Raw genomic sequence first — 21,256 nt, forward strand, 5'->3', positions numbered from 1 at the left:
TCTGGGCATGACATGGGGCATCGCCCGGTCCCGCCCCGTCCCAGCCTGGCACGCCCGCCGTGCGGCGGCGACTCTCTGCCCCCGGGCCTTTCCTGTCCAGGGCGTGCATGGTTTTTGGCTACCATGCCGCCAACAAGGACGCTGATGGCCGCCTGGGCCAGGGAGAAGGCGCATGCAACACACCATCCAATGCAGTGGCCGCCTCCGCCAGCTTGCCGCGGCCTTGGCGTTTGGCCTCTTGGCCCCGGCCGCCGCGCCCGTGCTGGCGCGTGGCTCGGCCCAGCCGATATCGGCGCCCGTGGAGGTTGACAGCGACTGGCACTACCGCATTCAGCCAGGCGATACCTTGATCGGCCTGACCGAGCGCTACCTCCAGCCCGGCCGCCATTGGCGCGATCTGCAGCGCCTCAACCGGGTGGCCGATCCTCTGCGCTTGCCGCCGGGTGGCGTCTTGCGCATGCCCCTGGCCTGGCTCAGCCGCGAAGCCAGCGTGGCCCAGACGGTGTTCGTGCAGGGGCAGGTCACGCTGCAGCGCAGCGGCCAGGCCGAGCAGCGCCTGGCGGCCGGGCAGGAATTGCACAGCGGTGACCGGCTGCGCAGCGCGGCCCAGTCCTCGGCGACCTTGCGTTTTGTCGATGGTTCGCGCCTGCTGATCCCGCCGCTCAGCGATCTCAGCCTGGAGCAGCTGCTGGTCTACGGCCGCAGCGCCATTCCCTCGGTGCAGCTGCGTCTGCACGAGGGCGGGGCCGACAGCCAGGTCACGCCCACGGGCGGCCGCGTGCCGCACTACGAGATCCGCACCCCGCATGTGAACCTGGGGGTGCGCGGCACCGAGTTCCGTGTGCATCTGCAGGCCGAATCGGCGCGCATGGAGGTGCTGGAAGGCCGGGTCGCGGTCGACAGCAGCGGCCATGCCTCGCTGGCGGTGCCCGCCGGCATGGGCATGGTGGCTGAAGGGCGGGGCAAACCGCAGGCCGCGCCCTTGCTGAGCGCGCCGGCCCTGCCCGCCGAGCTGGCCGTGGTGGAGCGCCTGCCGCTGCGCCTGCGCTGGCCGGCGCACCCAGGCGCGCGTGCTTACCGGGCGCAGCTGTTTGCCGAGGGTGACTTCAGCCGCCTGCTGCTCGATCACCGCGGCAGCGAGCCCGAGCTGAGCTGGGAGGAGCTGCCCCCCGACGGGCGCTACCGCCTGCGCCTGCGCGCCATCGATGCGCTCGGCCTGGAGGGCCAGTCTAGTGACCGCGTGCTGCAGATCCAGGCCCGGCCCGAGCCGCCGTTCAGCCAGGCGCCGATGGCCGATGCCCGGCTCTACGGTGAACAGCTCGAGTTCCGCTGGACGCGCAACAGCGCCGCCCAGGCCTACCGCCTGCAGGTCGCGCGAGATGCCGAGTTCCGCGAGTTGCAGCTGGACCAGACCGGCATCGCCGACATCAGCCACAACGTTCGCCTGCCCCATGGTCGTTACCACTGGCGCCTGGCCTCGCTGCAGGGTGAGGCGCGCGGCCCTTTCGGCGACGGCCAGGCCTTCGAGCTGCGGCCGCTGCCGCCCAGCCCCGAGCCGGCCGAAGCCGAGGTCGCCGGCGAGCAGCTGAACCTGCGCTGGCGAGCCTCCGCCGGTGTGGCGCGTTATGAGTTGCAATGGGCACAGGATGCGGCCTTCAGCCAGGGCCTGCAGAACTTCAGCAGCGAGACCCCGGGCCTGAGCCTGCCGCGCCCGGGCCCCGGTCGCTATTTCCTGCGTGTGCGCGGCCTGGACGAGCTGGGCCAGCCCGGCCCCTACGGCCAGGTGCAGGAGATCGATGTGCCCTACTCGCGCTGGCTCTGGCTGCTGCCCTTGCTGCTGCTGGGGTTGTGATCGATGGCTGAAGCGCGAGCCCGCGCCTGGTGGCGTTGGGGACCTTCCTGCCTGGCCCTGCCGCTGGCTCTGTGTGTCGTCTTGTTCGCTCAGGGGCAGGGGCCTTTGCGTCCCCTGGATCTGGCGCTGGAAGACAGCCTGCTGCGCCTGACCGCCCAACCCTTGCGTGTGGACGAGCTGGCGCTGCTGGACATCGACGACGATGCCCTGCGCGAGATGCAGCCCGCGCTGGGCGACTGGCCCTATCCGCGCTCCGTCTACGCCTTGCTGCTGGACTATCTGCAGCAGGCCGGAGCGCGCCGGGTGGTGATCGACCTGGTGCTCTCGGGAGAGCGCGAGGGCGATGCCGAGCTGGCACGCGCGCTGCAACAAGGGCCGCCCTCGGTGCTGGCGGCGGCAGGCTTGCAACTGGACGCCCCGCCTTCGGCCCTGCCGCGCGAGGAGCTGACCCTGCTCAAAGGCCTGGCCTGGTCCGCCGCGCCGCCCGGCACTCCCAGCCTGAGCTGGAATGCCTTGATGCTGCCGGCCACGCCGCTGCTGCGCGAGGCGCCTGCGGCGCTGGGCCGGGTGGGCCTGGTGTCCTCGCCGCTGGACAGCGACGGCTTGCTGCGACGCCAGCCGCTGTGGCACCGCCACCAGGGGCAGGTCTTGCCAGCGCTGCCGCTGGCGGTCTTGCTGCAAGAGCAGCCCGAGCGTCTGCAGTCGCTGCAGACCTGGCCGATTGATGTCCAGGGCCGGGTGCAGCTCAAGCTGCCCAGCCGGCTGGAGGGCTTGCCCGAGCTGAGCTGGGGTCGGCTGATGCGCGCCGCACTGGGCCAGCGAGAGGACCCGGGCCTGCGCGAGAGCCTGCGCGGTCGTACCGTCTTTGTCGGCAGCAGCGCCTACTTTGCCGATGCTGTGAGCACGCCCCAGGGGCGCTTGTCCGGCGCGGCCTTTGTGGCCACGGCCGCGGCCCTGCTGGCGCGCGGCCAGGTGCTGGCGCCGGCGGGCTGGGCCTGGGCGGCGGTTTTGCTGCTGCTCGCGGCTGTGCCGGGCGTGCTGCATGCGCGCTCGCGGGCCATGCAGGCGCAGCAACGCTGGGGCCTGCTGCTGGGCAGCACGGCGCTCAGCCTGACCCTGCTCTTGGGTTTGGCGGTCTGGTTGGTGCAAAGCCAGCTCTTGCTGCCCTCGCTGCTGGGTCCGCTCGCGACCTTGGCCTTGGCGCTGATGCTGGCGGGCCTGGCCGAGCAGCGCTGGCAAAGCCTGCGCCACCGCGAGCTGCGCCATGCGCGCGAGGTGGCTGAGGCGGCCAACCAGGCCAAGACCCAGTTCCTTGCCCACGTCAGCCACGAGATCCGCACGCCCATGAATGCGGTGCTGGGTATGGCCGAGATCCTGGCCCGCACCGAGCTGAACGCTGAGCAGCGCCGTTATGTGCAGGTCTTCCAGGGCGCCGGCCAGCAGCTCTTCGCCTTGATCAACGATCTGCTGGACAACGCCAAGATCGAGGCCGGCAAGCTCAGCCTGGCGCCGCATGCCTTCCATCTCGGCGAGCTGCTGCGCCAGCAGATCGACTTGCAGCAGGGCCGGGCCCGCGAGCGGGGCTTGACCCTGGACCTTTGCTGCACGGACGAGGTCGAGGCCTGGGTCTGGGGTGATGCCCAGCGCCTGGCCCAGGTGCTGGCCAATCTGCTCAGCAATGCCATCAAGTTCACGCGCCAGGGGGGTGTGCGCCTGGAGGTGCGGCGGCTGGAGCCCGGGCGTTGGAGCCTGGCCGTGCAGGACAGTGGCATCGGCATCCCCCCGGCCATGCAGGAGCGCATCTTCCAGCCCTACACCCAGGCCGATGCCAGCATCTCGCGTGAATATGGTGGCACGGGCCTGGGCCTGGCCATTTCGCGCAGCCTGGTGCAGATGATGGGCGGCCGGCTCAGCTTGAGCAGTGTGCCAGGGCAGGGCAGCCGTTTCGAGTTGCACCTGCCGCTGCCCGCCCAGCCGGCGCCGGCACCGGGTGAGCTGCCGCCGGCGCCTGCGGCCTCGGCCCCGCTGGCGCCGCGCCGCTTGCGGCCCTTGCGCTTGCTGCTGTGCGAGGACAACGAGGTCAATGTGCTGGTGATCGAGGCCATGCTGGCGCCGCTGGGCCACGCGATCGAGGTGGCGGGCGATGGTGAGCAGGCCCTGGCCTGCCTGCAGCGTGGCACCTACGACCTGGTGCTGATGGATGTGCAGATGCCGGTGCTCGATGGCCTGGAGGTGACCCGGCGCTGGCGCGCCATCGAGGCCGAGACGGCGCGCCCGCGCCTGCCCATCCTGGCCCTGACGGCTAATGCCTTTGCCCGCGATGTCGAGCAGTGCCTGGCCGCCGGCTGCGATGCTCACCTGAGCAAGCCGATCGCCTTGCAAGCGCTGGAGCAGGCGCTGGAGCGTTGGGCCTTGCCGTCTGAGGACGGGTCCCCGCGTCCCATTCAGACCTGACGTTCGCGCTCGACGAAGCGCCGGCCGCCGTCGGTGTAGCGGCTGTGCAAATCGTCGATCACACCGCGCAGCTGTTGTACCGCGTGTTCGGACAGATGCTGGCCATGGTGGCTGAGCGTGGCATGGGCGAGATTGATGATTCGCGCGTTCAGGCTGCGTTGTGCCAGGGCCAGCAAGGCCTGCAGGGTTCGCTCATGCTGTTTGCTGACCAGATGGGACATGGCCTCGCGCGCCGCCTCGTTGATGCCGGCCGCGGCATTGCGCACGATGGCTTCGATCGGCGGCATGGCGGCCGCGGCCATCTCCAGCATGCGGGTGCGTGGGCGTGAGACGGCGAAGCGCTGGGTCGCCCGCTCGGTCCAGGCGCGCGCCTCGGGCATGGCTTGGCGGCCGGCGCTGCGCACCATCAGCATGATCAGATTGCAGGCCATCTCGTAGCTGAACTCGGGATGGTCCAGCTGTTCCGCGAGTTGGCGCATCAAGGCTTGTGCCAGGTCGGCGCGGCGCTCGGACAGGGCCAGCACCGCATCGGCGCAGAGCGAGAGGTGGCGCACGCGGAAGCTGTCCGGGAATCTCTGCAAGGCCTCTTGCAGAAAACGCGAGGCCCGCTCGCAGCCTTCGCGCTCTTCCTCGTCCAGGCTGGCCAGGCCCAGGGCGACCAGGCCCTGGTAATCGAGCGAGCGCGATTGCGAGCCGATATTGAGCGCCGCGGTCAGGTGCTTGAGCGCGTTCTCGCTGAAGCCCAGAAAGAGCTGCAACGAACCCAGCTTCTGCAGCCGCGCCACATTGCCCGGCGTGATCTGCACCGCCTTGCTGAACATTTCGACGGCACCGGCGAAATCCATGCTCTCCAGCAGGGCGCGACCGTAGACATCGTAGGCATCGACATAGCTGGGGTTGTCGGCCAGCAGGGTCTCCAGGCTGCGGCAGGCGGTGGCGGTGTCGGCATTGCCGAGGTCGATCTTGGCCAGGCCCAGGCGCGCCCAGGGCACGGCCTTGTACTCCAGCAGGGCCTCGAACATGCGGCGTGCGGCATCGAGCTGGCCCAGGCGCAGATAGAGCTCGGAGCCGATGCGGGCGGCATAGACCTTGTAGCTCTGGCTGTTGTGGAACATGGCCTCGCACAGCTCGGCGGCGCCGGCGTAGTCATTGGCCTCGATGGCGGCAAAGACCTCGCGCAGGGCATGCTTGCGGTCGAGGATGATCTGCAGTCGCTCCTCAAACTGGCGGGCGGTGAAGGGCTTGAGCAGGTAGTCATCGAGCGCGCCTTCGACCGCATCGGCCACATGCTGGTAGCGCGCTTCATCCGTCACCATGATGAAGATGGTCTGCATGGGCAGGCCGCGCGCCTGGCGCAGCTCGTCCAGCAGGTCCTGGCCGCTCATGTCGTGGTTGCTTTGGCGGCGGAAGTGGAACTCGGTGATGATGATGTCGTAGGCGTGGCCGGCTTCCTTGATCTGCCGGCGCGCCTGCTCGGGGCGGCGCACCGCATGCACCTGCTGCACGCCCATATCGCGCAGCATGGTGGTGATCACCGAGCGCGACAGCTCCCCCTCATCGATGATCAGCGCCTTCAGCGTGCCTCCCGGGGCGCCGCTGGCCAGCGCGATATTGAACTGGGGCGCAGACCCAAACTGGTGATTCGACACAGACCCCCCATTGCTCTCAGGCGTGCAGCGTAGCGCGTCCCGGCGCCGCTTGGCTAGCGTCGACTCTGACAGCTGTGCGCTTGTGCCGCAGGGCTTGTTGGCCTGCGTCTGCGCTCAGGCACTGCGGTCCACGCGCAAGGCCAGCACCACCGAGCTGGTGGTCTTGATGACGCCGTCGATCTCGCCGATTTCGTCGAGCAAGGCGTCCAGGCGCATGGTCGATTCGGCGCGCAGCAAGGCCATGTAATCGAACTCGCCGCTGACCGAGGCCAGCTGGCGCAGCTCGGGCAGGCCCGAGAGTCGCTTCACCACTTCGCGCCCGGCCTTGGGTTGCACGGTGATGCCGACAAAGGCCTGCACGCCGCGATCGGCCGCATCCGAGCCGAGCTTGGCGGTGTAGCCGACCAGCACGCCTTCGGCCTCCAGTCGGGCCAGGCGCGCCACCACGGTGGTGCGCGCCACACCGAGCTTGCGGGCGAGATTGGCGGTGCTCTCGCGGGCATTGGTCTGCAAGAGGGCGATCAGCTCGCGGTCGGTCTGGTCGCGGGCTTGGGCGGCGCTGCGGGGCGGCTGCGGGGGAGGGATGGCTGGACTCATGAAAAACCCTGGTTTGAATCGAAATGACGATCAGTGATGACGAATCGTCATTTTCTGCGTTGATTCCGACGAACTCGTGCTTTTTTTCGTCAGCACTCCTGCCTAGACTGCCAGCCATCCACGCATATTGAGGAGCATCAAATGAAGATCGCATTGTTGGGCGCAGGCCATATCGGTGAAACCATTGCCCGCCTGCTGCACGGCTCGGGCCATTACGACGTGACCGTCTTTGACAAGAACGCTGCCGCCTTGTCCGTGCTGGCCGGCGAGGGCATCAAGACCCAGGTGATCGCCGAAATCGGCGCCGGCGCTGCCGCCACCGTCAAGGGCTTCAATGCCATCGTCAATGCCTTGCCCTACCAGCTGGCCATTCCCGCCGCCCACATGGCCCTGGAAGCCGGCTGCCACTATTTCGACCTGACCGAAGACGTGGCCGCCACCAAGGAGATCATGCGCATCGCCAACGGTGCCAAGACTGCCTTCATGCCGCAGTGCGGCCTGGCCCCGGGTTTCATCGGCATCGTCGCCGCCCATCTGGCCAAGAGTTTTGACAGCCTCAACGATGTGAAGATGCGCGTCGGCGCGCTGCCGGCCTTCCCGACCAATGCGCTGAAGTACAACCTGACCTGGTCGGTGGACGGCCTGATCAACGAGTACTGCCACCCCTGCGAATGCATCCACGACGGCGAGAAGATCGACGCCCTGCCGCTGGAAGGCCTGGAGCATTTCTCGCTGGACGGCACCGAGTACGAGGCCTTCAACACTTCGGGCGGCCTGGGCACCTTGTGCGAAACCCTGGCCGGCAAGGTCAAGAACCTCGACTACAAGACCGTGCGCTACCCCGGCCACCGCGACCTGATGCAGTTCCTGCTCGGCGATCTGGCACTGAAGAACGACCAGGAACTGCTCAAGGACATCATGCGCAAGAGCATGCCGGCCACCATGCAGGACGTGGTGCTGGTCTTCGTGACCGTGTCGGGCATGAAGAACGGCCGCCTGGTGCAGGAAGTCTTCGCCCGCAAGATCTTCGCCGAGCGCGACGGCGCCCGCCCGCTCTCGGCCATCCAGATCACCACCGCCGCTGGCATGTGCGCCGCCGTCGATCTGTTCCGTCAGGGCAAGCTGCCGCAGTCGGGCTTTGTCTCGCAAGAGGAAGTCTCGCTGCCTGAGTTCCTGGCCAATGAATTCGGCAAGGCCTACCAGCAGTCGCGCCAGGTGGAAAGCATCGGTTGAGCGGAGAATCTCGCAATGACTACGCACATCACTGAACTCCTGAGCGCCCTCGGCGTTTCTTCCTCGGCTTTCACCGGCGGCACGCTGAACGTGCGCTCGCCCATTGACGGTGCCGTGCTCGGCGCCGTCCACGAGGCCAGCGCCGAGGACATGCGCGCCGCCGTGGCGCGCGCCCATGCCGCCTTCCTGGACTGGCGCAATGTGCCCGCGCCCAAGCGCGGCGAGCTGGTGCGCCTGTTCGGCGAAGAGCTGCGCGCGCACAAGGCCGATCTGGCCCGTCTGGTCTCGCTGGAGGCCGGTAAGGTCAGCAGCGAAGGCGAGGGCGAGGTGCAGGAGATGATCGACATCTGCGACTTCGCCGTCGGCCTGAGCCGTCAGCTGCATGGCCTGACCATCGCCAGCGAGCGCCCCGGCCACCGCATGATGGAGCAGTACCTGCCCCTGGGCGTGGTCGGCATCATCTCGGCCTTCAACTTTCCCGTGGCCGTCTGGGCCTGGAACTCGGCCCTGGCCCTGGTCTGCGGCGACAGCTGCATCTGGAAACCGAGCGAGAAGACCCCGCTGACCGCCATCGCCACGCAAGCCCTGTTCGAGCGCGCCCTGGCCCGCTACAACGCGGCCGGCGGCACGGCGCCCGCGCATCTGTCCCAGCTGCTGAACGGCGGCGCGGCGGTGGGCGAAGCCATGGTGGAACACCCCCAGGTCGCCCTGGTCTCGGCCACCGGCTCCACCCGCATGGGGCGCGCGGTCGGCCCGCGCGTGGCGGCGCGCTTCGGCCGTTGCCTGCTCGAGCTGGGCGGCAACAACGCCATCATCGTCACCCCCAGCGCCGACCTGGAGCTGGCCGTGCGCGGCATCCTGTTCGGCGCCTACGGCACGGCCGGCCAGCGCTGCACGACCACGCGCCGCGTCATCATTCACGAGAGCATCCACGACGAGCTGGTCGCTCGCCTGGACCGCGCCCGCGCCCAGCTCAAGATCGGCAGCCCGGTCGAAGCCGGCACCCTGATCGGCCCGCTGATCGACAAAGCCTCGTTTGACGCGATGCAGGCCGCTCTTGCCGCTGCGCGCGAGCAGGGCGGAGAAGTCAGCGGCGGCGAACGCGCCCTGGCCGACCAGTACCCGAACGCCTGGTACGCCACGCCCGCCCTGGTGCGCATGCCGGCGCAGACGGACATCGTCAAGCACGAGACCTTCGCACCCATCCTGTACACGCTGAAGTACAAGACCCTGGACGAAGCGATTGCGCTGCAGAACGAGGTGCCGCAAGGCCTGTCCTCGGCCATCTTCACCAACGACATCCGCGAAGCCGAAACCTTTGTCTCGGCCAGCGGCTCAGACTGCGGCATTGCCAACGTCAACATCGGCACCTCGGGCGCCGAGATCGGCGGCGCCTTCGGTGGCGAGAAGGAAACCGGCGGCGGCCGCGAATCGGGCTCCGACGCCTGGAAGGCCTATATGCGCCGCACGACCAACACGGTCAATTACTCGCGCTCGCTGCCGCTGGCACAAGGCGTGAAGTTCGACATCTGATCGGCCCAGGCCTGACCGGGCTTGAACCGCGCGCCAGCAGCGCCATCCCTGGGAGGGGAGGGCGTTGCGGCGGGCTGTGCTTGGCCCCTCTATTTTTTGAATCTGTCCCCGAAGTCTTCCCGCATCACCATGCTTGATACCGGCTTGTTCCGCCTGCTGTCCGCCACCTTGGGCGAGGCCGCGGCCCTTGAAACCTTTGCGCAGCTGAAGGTCGCTCCGGCCCTGCTGAAACCGGTGGGGGCCACCGTGCACCGGGCCGAGCTGGCCCAAGCCTTGAACATGGCTCTGTTCCGCGATGTGGTGGCGCGCGTGCCATCGGCTGCGGCCTATGTGGCCGATCAGCAGCGCGCCGGCCAGCCCATCGTCTTTGACCATGGCGCCCTGCGCACCGTGGCCTGGCCCAGCGGCGCTCTGCCGGCGGGCGAGGCGGCCATCACCCGCGTGCTGCGCCCGCTGGGCTTTGCCTTTGCCGAGCCCTATCCGCTGCCGCGCCTGAAGATGACCGGCCGCGCCTGGCGCCACCAGGACCATGCCGAGGACATCGCCCAGTTCTTCGTGTCCGAGCTGCATCCGGAGCAGTTCTCGCCCGCCTTCCAATCGGCCGTGAGCCGCGTGATCGGCGTCAGCCGCGACCCCCTGGGCCCGGCCGAGGTGGCCGCGCTGGAGCAGCTGGCGCGCGATCGAGTCCTGCCTTGGTCCACCGCGCTGGCCCTCTTGCCGCGCCTGCTGAGCTGCTTCGAGCGCCAGCATCCGGTGTTCGATTGGGCGGACTATCAGACCCTGCTGGCCGAGTCGGCCGAAATGGCCTGGATCTCGACCGAGGGCAATGCCTTCAACCACGCCACCGACCGTGTGGCCGATATCGAGCAGCTGGCCGACACCCAGCGTGCCCTGGGTCGCCCGATCAAGCCGGCCATCGAGACCTCGGCCTCGGGCCGGGTGCGCCAGACGGCCTTCCGTGCCGCTGAGGTGCAACGTCAGTTCCTCGACGGCGGCCGCCTGATCAGCGCCGTGGTGCCGGGCTCGTTCTACGAGTTCATCCAGCGTGAGCGCGTGGCCGACGATCTCGACCTGAAGTTCGATGCCGGCAATGCCACCGGCATCTTCAAGATGACCGCCGCGGCCTGAGTCCGGCGCGCATTTCTCGAAGCCTCCGCTCAGTACAAACCCAGCGCCGCCAGGCGTTGCACGCCGGCCAGTGCCTGCGCCTCCGGCAGGGTGAAGGCCAGGCGCACCCGGTCTTGGCCCCGCTCGGCTGACACGCTCATGGCCGTGCCGGGCGTGAGGCGCAGCTGCGCCTGTCGTGCGGTCTCGCACAGGGCGTCGGCACGCGGCCCGTGCGCCGGCAGCTGCGCCCAGAGAAAGAGCCCGCCTTCGGGTGCCTTGACGGTCCAGCTGGAAAGATGGCGGTGCAGCGCCGCCTGCAAGTGCTGGGCCTGGTGTTGCAGGCTGGCGCGGCGCGGCAGCAACAGCCGATCCATGCGGTCGAAGAGATCGCAGGCAATCGCGGCGCTGAGGCTGGAGCTGGCAATGTCGGCACAGGCCTTGGCATGGCGCAGCGGCTCGATCAAGGCCCGAGGCGCTCGCAACCAACCGATGCGCAGGCCGGCCCACAGGGTTTTGGACAGGCTGCCGATGTGCACCACGGCGGCATCGGGTGCTGCTTTCAGCGGCCGTGCTTCGGCGCTGAAATGCAGCTCGGCCAGCGAGTCGTCGATGACCAGCAGGCTGCTGCCCGCGCGCTGCACGGTGCGCAGCAGTTCCTGGCTGCGCGAGGCGGGCCAGGACTGGCCGCTGGGGTTGTGCAGCTGCGGGCAGAGGTAGATCAGCTTGGGTGCGCTGGCCGCCGCGGCGATGAAATCCCCGGCATGGGCGCAGCGTGCCTGCAGCGGCACCGCATGCAGGCGCGCACCGCTGCTGCGAAACACATCGATGGCGCCGAAGTAGTTGGGGCATTCCAGCAGCACCCGGTCGCCCGGCGAGAGGTAGAGCTGGCTCAGCAAACTCAGCGCCTGCTGCGCACCGGCGCAGACGATGATGTGCTCGGCCGTGGTGGCCAGGCCCTGGCGGGTGTAGCGCGCGGCGATGCGTTCGCGCAGCGGCCACATGCCTTCGGGCTGGTAGGCGCTCTCGCGCAAGGCCAGCTGGCGGCTGGCCTCGCTGGGGCTGAGCCAGGCCAGATCGGGCAGGGCGGTGGCCAGGGAGAAGTCGATCCAGTCGGCCCCTACGCCGCCCTCAGTTCGGCCGCGTGGCGAGGCATGCAGGGCCGGGTTGCCCAGCGGCTGGGCACGGCGCCGGCGCGCCACATGGCCGGGTGGGCCGGCGCTGACGGTCGTGCCCTGGCCCTGGCGGGCCTGCACCCAGCCACCCTCGGCCAGGCGCCCGTAAGCCGCCACCACGGTGGCGCGGCTCAGGCCCAGCGCAGCGGCCAAGGCCCGCTCGGGCGGCAGGCGGTCGCCCGGCAGCAGCTCGCCACGCAGCAGCAGGCCTTGCAGGGCGGTGGCCAGCGCGGCGTAGAGCAGCGCTTGGCTGGCCCGCCAGTCGCCCAGCAGGGCGGGGTTGCTGCACAAGTCCATGGCGTGGCAATTGGATTGCTTGCTTCAGTCCAATCGACTCTAGCATGGCCGCTCTGCCCACTGCCTTGGAGCCTTTTCGCCATGCATCCTTTGTTGCACCAGGATTTGAACGAACTGCCGGCCCTGAGTCAGGCCACGCGTGAGTTGGCGCTGAGCTTTCTGCAGGGGCTGGACGCGCACCCGGCGGCTCGCGCGCCGCGCGGCCCGGGGCCGGCGCTGATGCAGGATGCGCTGCAGCAGCCTGTCGGTGCAGCGGGGGCCTTGCGGCGCTTTGCTCAGGACTGGCTGCCGCATCTGTCCGGCAGCGCCGGCCCGCGTTACCTGGGTTTTGTCACCGGCGGCGCCACACCGGCCAGCCTGATGGGTGACTGGCTGACCGCCAGCCTGGACCAGAACCCCACGGCCGGCTGGGACTCGGAAGCGCCCGAGCTCGAGCGTGCCACGGTGCGCACGCTGGCTGCCTGGTTTGGGCTCAGCGAGGCGCAGCAGGGCGTGTTTGTCTCGGGCGCCACCCTGTCCAATTTTGTGGGCCTGGCCCTGGGCCGCGAGTGGGTGGGTGAGCAGCGCGGCCTGCGCGTCAGCGAGGCCGGGCTGGCCCGCCTGGGCCCCGTGCGCATCCTCAGCGGCGCGCCGCATTCCAGCATCCACAAAGCCGCGTCCATGCTGGGCCTGGGCCGCGAGGCGGTGGAACTGCTGCCGACCCTGGCCGGGCGTGACGCTCTCGATGTGGCGGCGCTGGAGCAGCGCCTGCGCGCCAGCCCCGATGAGGCGCTGATCGTGGTGGCCAATGCGGGCACGGTCAACAGCGGGGACTTCGACGATCTGACTGCCTTGGTGGCCTTGCGTCAGCGTCACCGCTTCTGGTTGCATGTCGACGCCGCCTTCGGTGCATTTGCGGCGTTGGATGAGCGTGTGGCGGCCCAGGTGGCGGGCCTGGATGGGGCCGATTCGGTGTGCATCGATTGCCACAAATGGTTGAACGTCCCCTACGACAGTGCCCTGCAGTTCACCCGCCACCGCGATCTGCAGCTGCGCGTGTTCCAGAACGCCGCGGCCTACCTCGGGCCCATCGGCGAGCGGCCCGATTTTGTGCACCTCACGCCCGAGAACTCCCGCCGCTGGCGCGCGCTGCCGGCCTGGTTCAGCGTGCAGGCGTATGGGCGCGAGGGCCACGCCGAGATCGTGCGCCGCAATATCGACGGCGCCCGCCTGCTGGGCCGCTTGCTGCAGGCCGACGCACCGCGCTTCGAGCTCTTGTCGCCAGTGCGGCTGAACATCGTCTGCTTTGCCATTCAAGCTCACGACGATGCGGCCGGTGTGCAAAGTTTGCTGGAGCGCTTGCGCGACAGCGGCGAGGCCTTCCTCACACCGACCCACTACCAAGGCCGCTGGGCCGTGCGTGCGGCCTTCAGCAACTGGCGCAGCGAAGCGGCCGACGCCCAGCGGGTTCATGCGGCGCTGAACCGCGTGCTGAACGAGGCCTGCTGAAAAGTTTTTTGAGAAAACGCTTGCGCGCAAAACAAACCGTGCTACAGTAGCGGTCTTCGCTGCTTCGGCAGAGAAGAAAAACAAGCCCAGGTGGCGGAATTGGTAGACGCACTAGTTTCAGGTACTAGCGGGTAACTCCGTGGAGGTTCGAGTCCTCTCCTGGGCACCAAATTGATAAAGGCCAGCACGAAAGTGCTGGCCTTTTGTCATTGGTGCTTGCCCAGGAAGCGCCGTCCCTGCGGACGGTGCGTGAGGACGAGAAGGGCGCCGCATGCTTGCGGCGCCGGGGTCGCGGTACGTGACCGAGCGCCTCTCCTGGGCACCAAATTGAAAATGGGTCAACACGCAAGTGTTGACCCATTTGTCATTTCCGATGTCGAACGCCGTGGTTCCAGGGAGCGTGGGGTCAGGCCTTGCCTTTGGCCAGCAGCTGCTCGAAGGCCTCGACCGGCAGCGGGCGGGCGAAGAGGTAGCCCTGGCCGTAGTCGCAACCGGCGCTGCGCAGCAGTTCGTACTGTTCCTGCGTCTCCACGCCCTCGGCCACGACCTGCAAGCCCAGCTCATGGGCCATGGTGATGATGGCTTTGCACAGCGCCAGGTCTTTGGTGCCGGGGCGGAGGTTGCGCACGAAGCGCTGGTCGATCTTGAGCAGGTCGATGGCGTATTTGTGCAGGTAGGACAGCGAGGAGAAGCCGGTGCCAAAGTCGTCGAGCGAGACCAGGAAGCCGCCGCGCCGCAGGGTCTCGAGCTGACGCGTGACCTCACTGTCGCCTTCCAGCAGCAGGCCTTCGGTGATTTCTATCGCCAGGGCCTGTTCTTGCAAGCCGAGTTCGTGCACGGTGTCGACCCAATGCGCGTGGGAGTCGGGCCCCTGGTTGTTGCGAAACTGGATGGGGCTTTTGTTGATGCTGATCTGCAGCGTCGGCAGGTAGCGCTGGCGCCAGTCGTGCACCTGGCGCGCGGCCTGTTGAAACACCCATTCGCCAATCTCGATGATCAAGCCGCTGCTTTCGGCCAGAGGGATGAAGACATCGGGGCCGATGCGGCCGCGACTCGGATGGGTCCAGCGCAGCAAGGCCTCGGCCTTGCAGATCTCGCGCGTGCGCATGTCCACGATGGCCTGGTACTCCAGGCTCAGCTGGGCCTTGGGCAGGGCCTCGCGCAGCTCATTGCCTAAGCGCATGCGCAAGAGGGCGGCTTGCTGCAGATCGGGCGTGAAATGACCGAGGCGGTTGCGCCCGGCGCCCTTGGCCACATAGAGCGCCTGGTCGGCGTGCTTGAACAGTTCTTCGATCAGCTGCCCGTCATCGGGGAAGAGGCTGATGCCGATGCTGGCCGAGACAAACACCCGCTCGTCCTGCAAGTGGAAGGCGCTGGCCATGGACTGGATGATCTTCTGCGCCACCTGCTCGGCTTCCTCGGCGCTGTTCAGGCCGGACAGCACGACCGTGAACTCGTCGCCGCCCATGCGGGCCACCGTCTCCTGCGGCCGCACGCAGGCGCGGATGCGTTCGGCTGCCTGCAGCAGGAGGGCGTCGCCCATGTCGTGGCCGAGCGTGTCATTGACCTCCTTGAAGTGATCCAGGTCGATGAAGAGCAGGGCCAGACGACCGCCCTCACTTTTTGCGCTGCTGAGCAACTGTTCCAAGCGGTCGCGCAGGGTGCGGCGGTTGGGCAGGCCGGTGAGTGCGTCGAAATGAGCCTGGTGCCAGATCAGGGCTTCGGTCTGCTTGCGCTGGGTGATGTCGGTGTGGGTGCCGACCATGCGCAGAGGCCGGCCCTGGGCATCGCGGCTGATCACCATGCCGCGGCTGTGGATCCATTTCCAGCTGCCGTCCTTGCACAGCACGCGGTGCTCATTGCTGTAGATCGGCACATGACCCGCAAAATGAGCGGCGCGGTCCAGCTCCATCTGCTGTCGGTCTTCCGGATGGGTGCGCGCATCAAGCTCGGCCGGGCTGGGCTTGATCTCGGTCTCCGAGAAGCCGTACATCTGCAGGATGCGGGGCGAGTAAATTTCGACCTCGTCCTGCACATACCAGTCCCAGACGCCGTCGCCCACGCTTTCCAGGGCGAGCTTCCAGAGCTCGTCGGCTTCGCGCAGCCGGGCTTCGGACTCCTTGCGTTCGCTGATGTCGGTGTGGGTGCCCAGTACGCGACGTGGCCCTTCGCCCTGGCTGGGCAAGACCTGACCCAGGGCCAGGTGCCAGCGGTAGCGGCCATCGGCGGCGCGCAGGCGGTAGTCCATCTCGAAATGCCCGCTGAGCAGGGCCTGCTGCCAGCGCAGATCGAATTCCAGCCGGTCCAGCGGATGGATGATGTGGCGCCAGCCCAGGGTCTGGAGCTCGCGAAGACTGAGGCCGAGAAACTCCTGCAGCAGGGGCGAAGCCAGCACTGGCTGCAGATGGGCATCGAGCACCCACAGCTGTTGCGGCAGAGCTGCGAGCAGGCTGCTGCTGTCGAGGCCGTGGGCCATGGCCGAAGGCGGCGAGGCCGGGCTGGGCGTGCTCTCGGCGAGCGTGGGGCGGTTCGTCGCTTGTTCTGACGGCATGAAAACGGGCGGCGGAAAACCAAGAGAGCCTGCCTGGCCACAACCCAAACCTTGAGGCGCAAACGCCGAAGATCAGCGGAGTTTGCCTGCCCGAGGATTGCTTGCGATGGCGAAAAAACAGGGCCTGCGCGTGCGATTGGCGCTTTGATTGAACCCTGCGCACCAGCTTTTTGCAAGTAGTGATGGGGCTTGTCGCGGATTCGTAGAAAATAGCGGCGCCCGAGATGGTCGGGCTATCACCTGAGACGAGATTCTGGAATGAACAAAACCGAACTGATCGAACACCTGGCCAGCAAGCACGAACTGACCAAGGCCGAAGCCGGCCGCATCCTGGAAACCCTGCTGGACGCCGTGGTTTCCACCGTCAAGAAGGGTGGCGCTGTGTCCATCCCCGGCTTCGGTTCCTTCAAGCAGCACGCCCGCGCAGCCCGCACCGGCGTGAACCCCAGCACCGGCGACAAGATCAAGATCGCTGCTGCCAAGCTGCCCAAGTTCACCCCCGGCGCTGGCTTCAAGGCCGCTGTGGATCCCAAGGCTGCCGCTCGCAAGGCTGCCAAGACCGCTGCCGCTCCGGCCAAGGCTGCTGCCAAGCCCGCCGCCAAGAAGGCCAAGAAGTAATTCTTGCCGTCTGAGCCATGCGTGCCATCGGGCACGCGTGGTGATGTCCAAAAAAAGCCGCTGCCCCCGTTTGGGGTCAGCGGCTTTTTTGATGTGGGCGCTCGCCGGGCCTTGCGGTGAATATTCCCCGCTGCAGCCGGCGTCATCCTGGCGGCAGACGCAAATCAGATGGCAGTGAAATGCTCGACCTTGGGTGGCTCGGCGAAGAAGGGGCCGACGATGGCGCGCCAAGCAGGAAACAGCGGGCCGCCGCGGAAATGGACGGTGTGATCCTCCAGCGTCGCCCATTGGATCTGCAGCAGATAGCGTTCTGGTGATTCAATACCGCGTTGAACTTGGGCCTTGATGAAGCCCTGGGCCTGGCTGATCACGCTGGCGATCCCGTGCTGGATGGCGGCTTCAAAGGCAGCGTGCTGGCCGGGTTGGATGCGGATGTCGGCGACTTCGAGAATCATGTGAGTGACCTTTTTTTCGGGGTTCAGAACGGGTGAGTGAGGGCGGCGCATCAGCGGCCTTCGGCCTGATGAAGCCGGCTGCGTACCAAGGGGTGCCAGAGTCGGTTGTCCAGCAAGGGCGTTTCGTTCGGAAGACCTGGATTTGGCACACGCAGCCAGAGCCGTTCGGCCAGGCGAGCCCGTGTGAGCTGGGTGCCCACCGTGCGCTCAAACAGGGCCAAAAAGCTACCGTCCGAGAGCACCAAGTCCCAGCCCTTGCGAAGCCGCTCGGCCAGGACTGGCTTTTGGGGGCTGACGAAGAAGTAGAAGGCTGCGGGGTAGGCAATCAACCAGCGCTCCAACACGCGCAAATCAGGCTGAGCGTCGACGATGGGATAGACCTCGGTCGCGCCCAAGGCGAAGAGGTCCACGCGCCGGCGGCGCAGCATCTCCGCGAAGGTGGCAAGCCGTGGCAGCCGCTCCAGCCGCCAGCCCGCTGCAGCCAGGATCTGCGTGTCCGGCCAGTCGGCCACCTGTCCGGTGCGCAGGGCCTGCGCTTGCGCGGTGCTGCTGATGGCCTCCAACTCGGCCACCCGGCTGTGCAAGGCGATCGGCAGGCGCACGCCCATCAGGCCGCGGTACAGGCAGACGCGCACCGGCAGGCTTTGTCGTTCACGCGCTGCCGAGGTCATGGCGCTGATCAGATCGATTTCGCCGCTCTGGATCTGCAGAAAGGCGCGGTTCTGCGACACCACCTCGCTGGCTTCCAGCAGGTAGGGGCCATGACTGGGTACCGTCTTGTCGAGCAACAGTTGCAGCACGACTTGCTCGTAACTCAAGACCTTGGCGTTTTGGCCCTGGCTCAGGGCGTGGCGCACCACCAGGGGGCCGTCTCCCTGTGCCAGGCTGGGAGGGGTGAGCACAGCGCTGCCCAAAAGGCTGAGCAGTGCACGTCGCGCGAGGGTGCTCATGCAAGGCAGCGCTGGAACAGCGCGTTTGTGTGCTCAATCACCGCCTCGGCTTGCTCGCGCTGGGGCGCATGGCCACAGCCGGGCAAGACACAGAGCTTGGTGTCGGCGTGCAGGCGCGCGATCGTTTCGATCTGGGCCAGGCTGCCGTATTCGTCGTTTTCACCCTGCAAGGCCAGCACCGGGCAGGCCAGGTGCCCGTGCAGCTCATCCTCGATGTTCCAGCGCTCGGAGCCGGGGTGCAGCCATGCGGAGTTCCAGCCATAGAACGCCGAATCGGTGTCGGCATGGTGGCGGGCCAGGGCGGTGCGCAGGGCCGGCTCCTGCTCGTAGGCTTGGCGAGCCTGGCGCAATCCGGCGATCGTGCAGGGCTCGATGAACAGATGCGGGGCCATTGCCACCACGCCACGTACTCGCTCGGGAAAGGCCGCGGCGAACAACAGGGCCAGACTGGCCCCGTCGCTGTGTCCAAAGAGAAAGAGGCGCTCATCGCGGGGCACACCCAGTGCGTCGAAGCAGGCGGGTAGCTGGTCACGCGCCTGACGCTGCAGATAGTCTTGAGGCCAGAGTTCGCGGCGTGGGCTGCTCTGGCCATAGCCGGGACGCGAGTAGACCAGGCCGCGGCAGTCCAGGACCTCACACAGTTGCTGCGGGAAATCGCGCCAGTGCGACAGCGAACCCAGCCCCTCGTGCAGGAAGACGGTCAAGGGCCGCCCCTCGCGCTCGATGCCCAGCCACTGGGCTTCGATCTGCAGCGCTTCGCCCTGCAATTGCAGCGGCTGGAGAAAGGGGGCTGACATGGCTGGATTGTGCCGCCAAGCCTCCAGCCCCGCGGCCCCGCGCTGCGATACTTGCTGCACAACAAGGAGCATTCATCCGTGGAGACTTTGCATATCGAGCTGGACCCGCGCGGCGTGGCCCGTTTGACCATGACCCGCCCCGAGGTGTTCAACGCCTTTAACGAAACCATGATCGCCGAGCTGGCCCAGTCCATGGACCGCCTGGTGGCCGACCCGCATGTGCGCCTGATCGTGCTGGCCGGTGCCGGCAAGGCTTTCAGTGCGGGGGCTGACATCCAGTGGATGAAGCGCGCGTCCGAGGCCAGCCAGGACTGGAACCTGGCCGACGCCCGCAAATTCGCCGACATGCTGCAGCGCATCGCCCATTGCCCCAAACCGGTGCTCGCGCGCATCCAGGGCCTGGCCCTGGGCGGCGGGGTCGGGCTGGCCGCCGCCTGTGACATCGCCGTGGCCAGCAGCGAGGCCAAGTTTGCGGTCAGCGAGGCCCGCTTCGGCATCCTGCCCGCTGTCATCGGCCCCTATGTGATCAACGCGGTCGGCCCGCGCCAGGCCAAGCGCTTGGCCCTGACGGCCAGCCGCATCGGTGCCGCCGAGGCCTTGAGCCTGGGCTTGGTGCATGAGGTGGTCGAGGCCGAACAGCTCGACGCTGCGCTGGAGCGCTGGATCCATGAGCTGCTGCAGAACGGTCCCGGCGCGCAGGGCGAGATCAAGCGCTTGTTCGCCCAGCTGGAGGTGGGGCCGGTCACGCCCGAGGTGCGTGAGCTGACGGCCCAAACCATCGCCCGTGTGCGCCTCGGCGATGAGGCACGCGAAGGCTTTGCCGCCTTTCTGGCCAAGCGCCCGGCGGCCTGGGTGCCTGCCGCTGAAGCCAGTGCCAGCAAGGAGGGCCTGTGATGACGAGCGCGATCCATACCTCGAGCTGGCATGTGGCCCAGCGGCCAGCAGCTGACGCCCTGATCGGCGTAGTCGGCGCCGGTGTGATGGGCGCCGGCATCGCCCAGGTGGCGGCGCAGGCCGGCCATCCGGTGCGCTTGCTTGATGTGCGTGAAGGCGCAGCCGCTGCGGCCTTGGCCCAGATCGGCAAGGGCCTGGACGGCCTGGTCAACAAGGGGCGCATGGAGGCCGAGGAACGCGCCGCCATCATGGCTCGCATCCAGCCGGCGCGTCAGACGGCGGAGCTGGCGGATGCCACCCTGGTGATCGAGGTCATCATCGAGAAGCTGGAGCCCAAGCAGGCCCTGCTGCAGGAACTGGACGGGCTGCTGGGTGAAGGCGCCATCATTGCCACCAACACCTCGTCCATCAGCGTCACCGCCCTGGCCAATGGCATGAAGCATCCGCAGCGCCTGGTCGGCATGCACTTCTTCAACCCGGTGCCGCTGATGAAGCTGGTCGAGGTGGTCTGGGGCGCCGAGACGGACGCCGGCGTGGCCGAGGTGATCGCGCAGCTGGCACGCAGCTGGGGCAAGACGCCGGTGCACGCCAAAAGCACGCCTGGCTTCATCGTCAACCGCATTGCCCGGCCCTACTACGCCGAAACCCTGGCCCTGCTGCAGGAGCAGGCGGGTACGCCCGATCAGATCGACCGAGCCCTGCGCAGCGCCGGCTTCCGCATGGGGCCGTGCGAGCTGATGGACCTGATCGGCCACGACACCAACTACCTGGTCACCCAGTCGGTGTTCGAGGCCAACTTCGGCGACAAGCGTTACCAGCCCTCCTTGGTGCAAAAGGCCTTGGTGGATGGCGGGCGTCTGGGCCGCAAGGTCGGCAAGGGCTTTTACGTCGGCCCACCGACGCCGCCGGCGCCGATCGAGCCTGTCAGTGCCGCGCTGCCGGCCCTCAGCCTGGTCGGGCGCGGCCCGCTGGTGGAGGCTTTGGCCGCTTGGTTTGCGCACCGGGGCCTGAGCTTCAGCCGCGGCGAATCGGCCGACTGGGTGGGCCTGGTGCTGGGCGAGGTGCATCTGCACTTCAGCGATGGCCGCACGGCCGCCCAGATCGCCCACGAGCGTCGTTATGCGGAGCTCGCGGTGATGGACTGGCCTGTCGCCCCTGATCGTGTCGATGGTCTGGCCGTGGCCTTTGGCCCGCGTTGTTCTTCGAGTGCGCGTGAGGCTGTGCGCCTGCTCTGGCATGCGCTGGGCTGGGAACTGCTGGAGCTGCGCGATGTGCCGGGCCTGGCCGTGGCTCGTACCGTGGCCATGCTGGTCAACGAGGGCAGCGATGCCGTCTGGCAGGGGGTTTGCGACGAGCAAGGCGCCGATCTGGCGATGAAGCTCGGCGTCAACTACCCGGCCGGGCCTTTCGAGTGGCTGGCGCTGCTGGGCGCGGAGCGCGTGGTCGAACTGCTCGATGCCTTGTTCGCCGCCTACCGCAGCGAGCGCTACCGCGTCAGCCCGCTGCTGCAGCAGCGCCGCTGGGCCTGAGCTGCGGTCGCTTCAGCGGCAAAAAGAAACAAAGCCACCGCGCCGGTTCGGCGGGGTGGCTTTTCCGTTCATGGGCCTGA

Annotated in this window: 16 protein-coding genes and 1 tRNA gene; 10 read left to right on the plus strand and 7 right to left on the minus strand. The window is 67.8% G+C overall.

Annotation, left to right across the window (positions count from 1 at the left end; translation table 11 throughout):
* Positions 1–172: 172 nt before the first annotated feature.
* Both AC1Q6P_RS06455 and AC1Q6P_RS06460 read left to right on the plus strand, forming a co-directional pair.
* Complete coding sequence (locus AC1Q6P_RS06455) at positions 173–1,852, plus strand: FecR family protein (protein WP_492664925.1); 1,680 nt, start codon at positions 173–175, stop codon at positions 1,850–1,852.
* Between the two features lie 3 nt (positions 1,853–1,855).
* A complete protein-coding gene (locus AC1Q6P_RS06460; RefSeq protein WP_492664924.1) occupies positions 1,856–4,306 on the plus strand; it encodes a CHASE2 domain-containing protein in 2,451 nt (816 codons plus the stop codon).
* On the opposite strand, the gene AC1Q6P_RS06465 is transcribed toward AC1Q6P_RS06460, so the two are convergent.
* On the minus strand, positions 4,297–5,955 hold the full coding sequence (locus AC1Q6P_RS06465; RefSeq protein WP_492664923.1) for a response regulator: 1,659 nt from the start codon (positions 5,953–5,955) through the stop codon (positions 4,297–4,299). The genes AC1Q6P_RS06460 and AC1Q6P_RS06465 overlap by 10 nt on opposite strands.
* Positions 5,956–6,069: 114 nt before the next feature.
* Complete coding sequence (locus AC1Q6P_RS06470) at positions 6,070–6,552, minus strand: Lrp/AsnC family transcriptional regulator (RefSeq protein WP_492664922.1); 483 nt, start codon at positions 6,550–6,552, stop codon at positions 6,070–6,072.
* A 141-nt stretch (positions 6,553–6,693) separates the two neighbouring features.
* Here AC1Q6P_RS06470 and AC1Q6P_RS06475 point away from each other — a divergent pair, with 141 nt between their 5' ends.
* From AC1Q6P_RS06475 to AC1Q6P_RS06485, 3 genes are all read left to right on the plus strand, one after another.
* Positions 6,694–7,785 carry a saccharopine dehydrogenase family protein gene (locus AC1Q6P_RS06475; protein WP_271008111.1) on the plus strand — a complete coding sequence of 364 codons (1,092 nt, stop codon included), beginning with the start codon at positions 6,694–6,696 and terminating at the stop codon, positions 7,783–7,785.
* Between the two features lie 15 nt (positions 7,786–7,800).
* Positions 7,801–9,318: an L-piperidine-6-carboxylate dehydrogenase gene (gene amaB / locus AC1Q6P_RS06480; protein ID WP_492664921.1), complete on the plus strand. Its 1,518-nt coding sequence runs from the start codon at positions 7,801–7,803 to the stop codon at positions 9,316–9,318.
* 129 nt (positions 9,319–9,447) lie between these two features.
* Positions 9,448–10,446 (plus strand): DUF1338 domain-containing protein, encoded by a 999-nt coding sequence (locus tag AC1Q6P_RS06485; RefSeq protein ID WP_171828171.1) that lies wholly within the window; start codon positions 9,448–9,450, stop codon positions 10,444–10,446.
* Between the two features lie 29 nt (positions 10,447–10,475).
* Here AC1Q6P_RS06485 and AC1Q6P_RS06490 read toward each other — a convergent pair whose 3' ends face one another.
* Positions 10,476–11,894, minus strand: a complete 1,419-nt coding sequence (locus AC1Q6P_RS06490; RefSeq protein WP_492664920.1) for an aminotransferase-like domain-containing protein — start codon at positions 11,892–11,894, stop codon at positions 10,476–10,478.
* 81 nt (positions 11,895–11,975) lie between these two features.
* On the opposite strand from AC1Q6P_RS06490, the gene AC1Q6P_RS06495 reads away from it, so the two are divergent.
* Both AC1Q6P_RS06495 and AC1Q6P_RS06500 read left to right on the plus strand, forming a co-directional pair.
* On the plus strand, positions 11,976–13,382 hold the full coding sequence (locus AC1Q6P_RS06495; RefSeq protein ID WP_492664919.1) for a pyridoxal phosphate-dependent decarboxylase family protein: 1,407 nt from the start codon (positions 11,976–11,978) through the stop codon (positions 13,380–13,382).
* Positions 13,383–13,466: 84 nt separating this feature from the next.
* A tRNA-Leu gene (locus AC1Q6P_RS06500) sits at positions 13,467–13,551 on the plus strand.
* 237 nt (positions 13,552–13,788) lie between these two features.
* Here the strand turns inward: AC1Q6P_RS06500 and AC1Q6P_RS06505 are convergent.
* Positions 13,789–15,933, minus strand: a complete 2,145-nt coding sequence (locus AC1Q6P_RS06505) for a putative bifunctional diguanylate cyclase/phosphodiesterase (RefSeq protein ID WP_492664918.1) — start codon at positions 15,931–15,933, stop codon at positions 13,789–13,791.
* A 258-nt stretch (positions 15,934–16,191) separates the two neighbouring features.
* On the opposite strand from AC1Q6P_RS06505, the gene AC1Q6P_RS06510 reads away from it, so the two are divergent.
* Positions 16,192–16,551, plus strand: coding sequence for an HU family DNA-binding protein (locus AC1Q6P_RS06510; protein WP_102768318.1), 360 nt, complete (start codon positions 16,192–16,194; stop codon positions 16,549–16,551).
* A 164-nt stretch (positions 16,552–16,715) separates the two neighbouring features.
* Here AC1Q6P_RS06510 and AC1Q6P_RS06515 read toward each other — a convergent pair whose 3' ends face one another.
* From AC1Q6P_RS06515 to AC1Q6P_RS06525, 3 genes are read right to left on the minus strand one after another with little or no spacing between them, the layout of a single operon-like run.
* Positions 16,716–17,006, minus strand: coding sequence for an antibiotic biosynthesis monooxygenase family protein (locus tag AC1Q6P_RS06515; RefSeq protein WP_171828175.1), 291 nt, complete (start codon positions 17,004–17,006; stop codon positions 16,716–16,718).
* 50 nt (positions 17,007–17,056) lie between these two features.
* Positions 17,057–17,956, minus strand: a complete 900-nt coding sequence (locus AC1Q6P_RS06520) for a hypothetical protein (RefSeq protein ID WP_492703108.1) — start codon at positions 17,954–17,956, stop codon at positions 17,057–17,059.
* Positions 17,953–18,753 carry an alpha/beta fold hydrolase gene (locus AC1Q6P_RS06525; RefSeq protein WP_492664916.1) on the minus strand — a complete coding sequence of 267 codons (801 nt, stop codon included), beginning with the start codon at positions 18,751–18,753 and terminating at the stop codon, positions 17,953–17,955. The genes AC1Q6P_RS06520 and AC1Q6P_RS06525 overlap by 4 nt, the downstream gene beginning before the upstream one ends.
* 78 nt (positions 18,754–18,831) lie before the next feature.
* Here AC1Q6P_RS06525 and AC1Q6P_RS06530 point away from each other — a divergent pair, with 78 nt between their 5' ends.
* Both AC1Q6P_RS06530 and AC1Q6P_RS06535 read left to right on the plus strand, forming a co-directional pair.
* Complete coding sequence (locus AC1Q6P_RS06530) at positions 18,832–19,647, plus strand: enoyl-CoA hydratase-related protein (protein ID WP_492664915.1); 816 nt, start codon at positions 18,832–18,834, stop codon at positions 19,645–19,647.
* Positions 19,647–21,176, plus strand: a complete 1,530-nt coding sequence (locus tag AC1Q6P_RS06535) for a 3-hydroxyacyl-CoA dehydrogenase (RefSeq protein ID WP_492664914.1) — start codon at positions 19,647–19,649, stop codon at positions 21,174–21,176. Before AC1Q6P_RS06530 ends, AC1Q6P_RS06535 begins: the two co-directional genes overlap by 1 nt.
* Positions 21,177–21,256: the final 80 nt, after the last annotated feature.

It is taken from the genome of Roseateles sp. GW835-FHT13E02 (genome assembly GCF_058794035.1).

What these genes read in the sequence shown, in the direction of transcription:
- AC1Q6P_RS06455 (WP_492664925.1), top strand. Translation starts at nt 173, where the DNA reads ATGCAACACACCATCCAATGCAGTGGCCGCCTCCGCCAGCTTGCCGCG.
- AC1Q6P_RS06460 (WP_492664924.1), top strand. Translation starts at nt 1,856, where the DNA reads ATGGCTGAAGCGCGAGCCCGCGCCTGGTGGCGTTGGGGACCTTCCTGC.
- AC1Q6P_RS06470 (WP_492664922.1), bottom strand. Translation starts at nt 6,552, where the DNA reads ATGAGTCCAGCCATCCCTCCCCCGCAGCCGCCCCGCAGCGCCGCCCAA.
- AC1Q6P_RS06475 (WP_271008111.1), top strand. Translation starts at nt 6,694, where the DNA reads ATGAAGATCGCATTGTTGGGCGCAGGCCATATCGGTGAAACCATTGCC.
- amaB (WP_492664921.1), top strand. Translation starts at nt 7,801, where the DNA reads ATGACTACGCACATCACTGAACTCCTGAGCGCCCTCGGCGTTTCTTCC.
- AC1Q6P_RS06485 (WP_171828171.1), top strand. Translation starts at nt 9,448, where the DNA reads ATGCTTGATACCGGCTTGTTCCGCCTGCTGTCCGCCACCTTGGGCGAG.
- AC1Q6P_RS06490 (WP_492664920.1), bottom strand. Translation starts at nt 11,894, where the DNA reads ATGGACTTGTGCAGCAACCCCGCCCTGCTGGGCGACTGGCGGGCCAGC.
- AC1Q6P_RS06495 (WP_492664919.1), top strand. Translation starts at nt 11,976, where the DNA reads ATGCATCCTTTGTTGCACCAGGATTTGAACGAACTGCCGGCCCTGAGT.
- AC1Q6P_RS06505 (WP_492664918.1), bottom strand. Translation starts at nt 15,933, where the DNA reads ATGCCGTCAGAACAAGCGACGAACCGCCCCACGCTCGCCGAGAGCACG.
- AC1Q6P_RS06510 (WP_102768318.1), top strand. Translation starts at nt 16,192, where the DNA reads ATGAACAAAACCGAACTGATCGAACACCTGGCCAGCAAGCACGAACTG.
- AC1Q6P_RS06515 (WP_171828175.1), bottom strand. Translation starts at nt 17,006, where the DNA reads ATGATTCTCGAAGTCGCCGACATCCGCATCCAACCCGGCCAGCACGCT.
- AC1Q6P_RS06520 (WP_492703108.1), bottom strand. Translation starts at nt 17,956, where the DNA reads ATGAGCACCCTCGCGCGACGTGCACTGCTCAGCCTTTTGGGCAGCGCT.
- AC1Q6P_RS06525 (WP_492664916.1), bottom strand. Translation starts at nt 18,753, where the DNA reads ATGTCAGCCCCCTTTCTCCAGCCGCTGCAATTGCAGGGCGAAGCGCTG.
- AC1Q6P_RS06535 (WP_492664914.1), top strand. Translation starts at nt 19,647, where the DNA reads ATGACGAGCGCGATCCATACCTCGAGCTGGCATGTGGCCCAGCGGCCA.